Consider the following 6,238-nt stretch of genomic DNA (forward strand, 5'->3'; position numbering starts at 1 on the left):
TAAGCTAATGGCTACTACTGCCTTCACCATTCGGGACTTTAACCCTAGAGATAACGCCCATGCTGGGCGCACATGGAAAAAGGACATATGTCCTTTCTTTTCGCGTGCAAATCCTTTTTACTAGAGAAGGTATTGCCTGCAAAGCAAACCAGCAGGAGGCTTGAAAAATGAAAGAGCTTCACGACCGTACACGATTGCATACGCTTGTTCAAAATAGTCCCTTGCCCGCTATTTTTGATGCAGCTACGATTCAGGAAATGCGCCTGTATCAGGCTGAGAAAGGTGACATCCTCTGTTCGAAGGGCGATCAGCTACACCATATGTTTTTCATTCTGGAGGGAAAAATCAAAATTTTCACGACGCTCCCGAACGGAAAATCATTATTGCTGCGCTTTAACAATCCACTCGCCATTATCGGAGACGTAGAGTATGTCACGCAATGCGAGGCGCGCAATACTGTGGAGTTTGTTCATCGAAGTCTCGTAGTTAGTCTTCCCTTCAAAATATTGCAGGAAAACTATCAGAACCACCCGCCATTTTTGCAGTTCATCCTACATAAAATCAGTCACAAGCTGCATACATCATCGAACTCTACCAGCCTAAACCTGTTGTATCCTGTTGAGAATCGATTTGCCAGCTATTTGCTCTCCACCTTGACTAGCGATACGTTGTCTAGTTCTTCCGAAGAATTAAAGGCGTCGAAGCTGACAGAGGTCGCGGAGCTGTTGGGCACCAGCTATCGGCATTTGAACCGGGTCATCCGAAATCTTTGCGCTGCATCTGTGATCGAACGCAAAAAAGGCGCACTGATTATCAAAGATCGAGAAAAAATCAGTGAGCTGGCAAGCGGAAATATATACGAATAAACAACCATATAGGAGGTCATCTTGTGCAAGGCATACTCTTTTCATTACTCGCTGGCGTTTTTATTTGTTTGCAAAGTGTGTTCAATGCGCAGGCAAGTACAAAGCTCGGACTGTGGCAAACCAATGCGATCGTTCACGCCGTAGGCTTTCTTGTTTCGTTTTCGATTTTTCTCGCCGTTCGTGATGGAGATTGGAAAAGTATCGGGGAAGTCAACAAGGTGTATTTGCTAGGTGGAGTTTTCGGTGCACTCATCGTTTTTAGTGTGATGAAAGGCATTACTGCCATCGGGCCTGCCTACGCCGTATCGATTCTGCTCATCTCACAGCTTCTCGTCGCTCTCCTCATTGATTCTCTCGGCCTGTTCGGTGTGCAAAAGGTTCCCATTACCTTGAACAAGATCATCGGAATCGGCATCATGATCGCAGGTGTAGTGGTTTTCAAACTCAAGTAAACAAGGAGGGCATCATCGCCCTCCCCTACAGCATCAATTGCTCCGGATTCAGCCCCAGTAATGCCTCATGCACAAATTTTCCATCTTTTCGAATCCGTACATCGTCAAACCAGATTTCACCGCCACCATATTCCGGGCGTTGAATGCAGATCAGATCCCAGTGAATCGTGCTGCGGTTGCCATTATCCGCCTGATCATAGGCACGCCCCGGCGTGAGATGGAAGCTCCCGGCGATTTTTTCATCAAACAAAACATCGCCCATTGGATGCAAAATGTACGGGTTAAACGCAATGGCGAACTCACCGATGTAGCGGGCACCTTCGTCCGTGTCCAATATTTCATGTAGCTTGTCCGCATGGTTGGCGTACGCCTCGACGATCTTACCTTCCCGAAAAGTAAAGCGCACGTTTTCAAAAGTCGTTCCTTTGAAGTTACTGGGTGTATTGTAGCTGATCGTCCCGTGAATCGAGTCGCGCACAGGGGACGTATACACCTCGCCATCGGGCATGTTTCGTTTGCCTACAGCCGTCCGCGTCCCAATCCCTTTGATGGAAAACGTCAGGTCTGTCCCCGGTCCAACGATGCGCACCCTGTCAGTTTTGTCCATCAAGTCATACAGCGGCTGGCACGCTTCTGCCATTTTCCGGTAATCGAGTGAGCATACGTTGAAATAAAAATCTTCAAACGCTTCTGTCGTCATACTGGCCTTCTGGGCGAGTGCCGAAGTCGGGTAATTAATGCGCAGTCCCGTAATCTGATTGTCTACATGATGAATAATGGACTCGTAAGCTTCTGCGTACAATCGGTACTTCTCCCCGGGAACATCCTTCATCTCACTGTCATTCGTCTCGCCATGAATCCCGATGTAGCCTTGCATGCCATGCCACAGATCCTTTTCCCATTGAACCGTGTGGGCTAGCTGCTCCGCAGTGAGTCCTTTCAGCCATTCTCGCTGGACTTTTGGCCGTACAAAACGAAGGTGGGGATATGCTCCCTTCGCATACAGCCGCTTCACCAATTCGATTGCCAGCGGTTCTCCTTCATCCACGACCATGATCATAATATGCTGTTTGGCTTGCACATCCAGGCTGTACGAAATTAAGTTGTCTGCTATTTTCCCAAGCCGTTCATCTCTCATCCGAGCACATTCCTTTCCAGATTGATTGTACCCTTCCAGCATAACGCTGGTTTGTCAGAGGATTATCATCGGAAAAATCGGGACTGCACTCCCGCGGGGCTGTACTTGTACGAGACATAGCTTGTACTGGCTGCCAAAAAAAGGAGAGCGACGGCAGAAAGAGCCATCAAGACAAAGGGTGGCGAGGACTTATCGCTGGAATGTATCTGGGGGAGAGAAAAATAGAGCATCTCATATACGATAAAATGCGAGCCGATTGTCCAGATGATTCCTCGCATCCACAGGTCTTGCCGTCGCCATTCAAGCCTTTTCTTTTGTATACGTTTTTTGATTTGATATAAATAAAGACGATATAAGAAGGGATTCACGAATAACACGACATAAAAGCTCATACCAAAACCGATATTTCCTCGCAGGATACCAATTCCTTGGGGAATCCCCACCAAACCGAACGGCGTCAAGGCAAGCATCATCAAATACACGTACACTGAACTCCAAATTTGAGCGAGCATGAACTCCCGTCCACTTCCTCTTATATGTTATGCCTCCATACTAGCAAAACCGAGGAAAAAGAGGAGCCAACCAAAGTTAGGGTTCATCTAAAAAAACGCCGAGCTGACTTGCGAGCATGATGGCATGCGTCCGGTTTTTCGCACCAAGCTTGCTGAACAGCTGATTATTGTACCCTTTGACTGTGCCGATCGATATTTGATAATGAAGAGCGATCTCCTGATTCGTAGACCCTGCTTTGATCATGCGGAGTATCTCCAGCTCTCGTTTGGTTAAAGGCTCAATCAGTCCTTTGGGAGACAGCAGAGCTTTGTTCGTCTTCTCCTGCAGGCTTCTCCTGCGAAAATGCGCCTTCACCCGCGAAATCAGCATATTCGGATCAAAGGGCTTCGTCACATAATCATCACCGCCAAGATCCAGGCCAGCGATCATATCCTCCGTGTCATTTTTACAGCTCAAAAACAGGACGGGCACATCGATTCCACTCTGCCTCCATATCTGGCATAGCTCTAAACCCGATCCATCCGGCAGCAAAATGTCGAGGAGGACCATATCAGGCTGTTCACTCAGCAGCATGGCATGCGCTTGCCCCGTATCCTCTGCCTCGCGCACCTGAAATCCATTCGCTTCTAAATAGAGCCTGACCAATTCTCGGATACTCTCATCATCTTCTACCAAAAGAATTACCTCGTTGCCCATCGCACATCCTCTCTTCCCTCGTTACTCTCTTCCTTCCAGTAGACTGGCAGGGAAAACCAGAAGGTGCTTCCCTCTCCCTCCGTACTTTGTACGCCGATTTGTCCTTGATGATTTTCGATAATTTCTTTGGAGATGGCCAGACCCAAACCGACTCCTGCCGTTCGCAGCTTTCTTGATCCACTCCCCCGATAAAACCGGTCAAATACAAAGGGAAGCGCCGCCGCCTTCATTCCTGCCCCGGAGTCTATTACTTTAATCAAAGCCTCACCTGTCCCATCTTCCGCCAGCTCCCATGCAACATGTAGCGTGATAGTTCCACCCTGTGGCGTATACGCTTGTGCGTTAACGAGCAAATTGCTCATGACCTGCTCCAGGCGAATCGGATCAGCGACCAGCATAAGCTTGCTCTTTGCATTCGGCTCCATCTGTGCTTCCCACTTAAATTGCAGATTTTTATCCTCCATATCGAGCAAGTTCTTCTCGTACAATCCACGGAAAAATCCCACCAATGGCAAGGGCTGAAAATGAAAGCGAAGCTGTCGCGACTCCATCTTGGACAGTTCGAACAAATCGGTGATGATTCGATGCAAATAAATTGTTTTCTCGTAGATGATACCCAGGTATTTCGGGTCATCGGGCTTGACCACACCGTCAATCATCGCCTTGATGAATCCTTGAATCGACGTTAGCGGCGTTCCGAGCTCATGCGATATATTGGAGAGGAGCATGCGCCTTGACTCCTCCATCCTTTGCAGCTCCTGATTCTTGTCCGCGAGTGCCTTTGTCCGCTGCTGTACTTTTTGCTCCAACGATTCATTCGTTTGCGCGAGCACTTCAGAAAGCTGCTCAACATGGGCAAAGGAACGGGCGAACACCATGGACAAATTCATCATTTGGGTGAGTAAAAAGACGAGCAAGCCGAACGGAATCGCATTCTCAAACGGAGACAAATGCGCGTAGAACAAAATTTCATTGACGACTGCCGCGAAAAATACGAGGAGACCCATTCCATTTAAGAGAGACCCGGGCTGTTTTTGAAGGATGGCCCGTCCATAAACGAATAGCATGTAGCTATAACTAAGCAGCAAATAGGCTTCCCCTACATAAATCCATTCAGTATAGATTCTTGCAGGAGTGAATAACACGAAGAGAATAAAGAGAAGCCCTGTCCATACGCAGACTCTCTGAATGAAACGATGGAAGAATGCCGTATACTGCGAGCGAACAAAACAAGCGAGCATGATCATCGTGACGAGCGAAGACATGTACTCCAGCTTAACCCCCATTTCCCACGGAATTTGTGGAAACAGGCTGACAGCCATCGTCTCTCCCAAAAATAAAATACGGATGGAGATCGCGATGCTCACTCCACAAAAATAGAGGGTCGATATCTCTCTTTTGCGTGTGACATACAACCCGAAATGATAGATGCCCATAATCATCAAAGACGCAGCAATCATGCCTGCATAGATGATGTTGGCTTCGCGCTTTTGCATGATTTGATCCGCAGACCCCAAAGCAATCGATTCCCACAAGCCGCCTTTTCGCTGAACAAAATTAGAGACGTGAATCACCAGCTCCACCTGTGACTGATCCGGCTGAAATACAACGACCTTGGGATAGTTTTTCGGGATCATCTCCGCCAGATTCTCGCCGACAACGCCGTTTTCAGCCATGACCTTGCCGTTGATCCACAGCTTGTAGGCTGTTGCGACACTGGGCATATAGAGCGCGAGTGGCCTTCCTGACTGTTGCTCGTCCAGCTGGATAGACAGCCGGTACGTCGCGTATCCGTGATTGGATATATCTGTCCTGGCACCCGCTCCCTCCTTCCAGGTCGAAGGCACTTGCATGAATTCACGTTCGGACGCATGGGAATCGAAAGTACCCGGGCTCTGGAGCTGCTGCCAGTAAAAACCCCATTCCCCATCCAGCCATACCGTTTCGCCGTCTTCCCAGTCCACTCCACGCAAATCCAGCACGCCCTGTTCCGCCCGAGGTGGTTGTTCCACTGCCCAAGTGAATGAGGGCACGATGAGCATCCCGATCATGATGATGGCGATGAGACTGTATAAACTAGCAAACCACTTCCACTTCCTCATTGCGGCGCTCATCCTATTCCAAATATTCTAACGTTAGCATAGTACGAAACAGATTGGATCAAAACCCCCATTTTTCCAATCCGAGATGGATGTCCACCTACTGTAGTGCTCGGGAGAAGCCCTGCCACATGTTTTCCAGTCGCCTTTTTCCTCTCTTCGTTCGGGCGGTCTCCTTCCAAACATGTGACAGTGCTTCCGTATAGCTTCGTATTCAGTTCGAGCTTTTAAAACGTTTTGCAAGTAAACGCAAAAAGGCTTTACAATAAACATCTTAGAAACACTTTCAACGAATAAAAAGCCGCGTAGGAAGAAGCGAATTTCCAGTCCAAGCGCCTCTGGAGCCCGCCCCAGCGTAGGAATAAATGGCGGGGAATTTCAGCTTCACCTATGAATAACCTCCCACTATAAAGTAATGTTTTCTCCTGTTTTCTCGCTCATTCTCTGTTTTTTAACTTTGACATCTTAAAGCTC

5 protein-coding genes are annotated in these 6,238 nt (G+C 48.2%); 2 read left to right on the plus strand and 3 right to left on the minus strand.

Translation table 11 applies throughout. From position 1 onward, the window contains the following. The first annotated feature begins 167 nt into the window (after positions 1-167). Both AB1L17_RS31100 and AB1L17_RS31105 read left to right on the plus strand, forming a co-directional pair. Complete coding sequence (locus tag AB1L17_RS31100) at positions 168-866, plus strand: cyclic nucleotide-binding domain-containing protein (RefSeq protein ID WP_412848799.1); 699 nt, start codon at positions 168-170, stop codon at positions 864-866. 23 nt (positions 867-889) lie between these two features. After that, the gene (locus AB1L17_RS31105; RefSeq protein WP_412848798.1) at positions 890-1,318 is read left to right on the plus strand and encodes a DMT family transporter; all 429 of its coding nucleotides are present in this window, start codon (positions 890-892) and stop codon (positions 1,316-1,318) included. A gap of 25 nt (positions 1,319-1,343) precedes the next feature. Here AB1L17_RS31105 and AB1L17_RS31110 read toward each other — a convergent pair whose 3' ends face one another. The 3 genes from AB1L17_RS31110 to AB1L17_RS31120 form a co-directional block, all read right to left on the minus strand. Next, the gene (locus AB1L17_RS31110) at positions 1,344-2,456 is read right to left on the minus strand and encodes an aminopeptidase (RefSeq protein WP_412848797.1); all 1,113 of its coding nucleotides are present in this window, start codon (positions 2,454-2,456) and stop codon (positions 1,344-1,346) included. A 588-nt stretch (positions 2,457-3,044) separates the two neighbouring features. Continuing rightward, complete coding sequence (locus AB1L17_RS31115; protein ID WP_412848796.1) at positions 3,045-3,665, minus strand: response regulator; 621 nt, start codon at positions 3,663-3,665, stop codon at positions 3,045-3,047. After that, positions 3,650-5,767, minus strand: coding sequence for a sensor histidine kinase (locus AB1L17_RS31120; protein ID WP_412848795.1), 2,118 nt, complete (start codon positions 5,765-5,767; stop codon positions 3,650-3,652). The genes AB1L17_RS31115 and AB1L17_RS31120 overlap by 16 nt, the downstream gene beginning before the upstream one ends. Positions 5,768-6,238: the final 471 nt, after the last annotated feature.

The organism is Brevibacillus jepli (assembly GCF_047229145.1).
In the GTDB taxonomy this organism is placed as follows: domain Bacteria; phylum Bacillota; class Bacilli; order Brevibacillales; family Brevibacillaceae; genus Brevibacillus.

Excerpts from the sequence above, each read along its gene's own strand:
- AB1L17_RS31100 (WP_412848799.1), top strand. The coding sequence starts at position 168 with ATGAAAGAGCTTCACGACCGTACACGATTGCATACGCTTGTTCAAAAT.
- AB1L17_RS31110 (WP_412848797.1), bottom strand. The coding sequence starts at position 2,456 with ATGAGAGATGAACGGCTTGGGAAAATAGCAGACAACTTAATTTCGTAC.
- AB1L17_RS31115 (WP_412848796.1), bottom strand. The coding sequence starts at position 3,665 with ATGGGCAACGAGGTAATTCTTTTGGTAGAAGATGATGAGAGTATCCGA.
- AB1L17_RS31120 (WP_412848795.1), bottom strand. The coding sequence starts at position 5,767 with ATGAGGAAGTGGAAGTGGTTTGCTAGTTTATACAGTCTCATCGCCATC.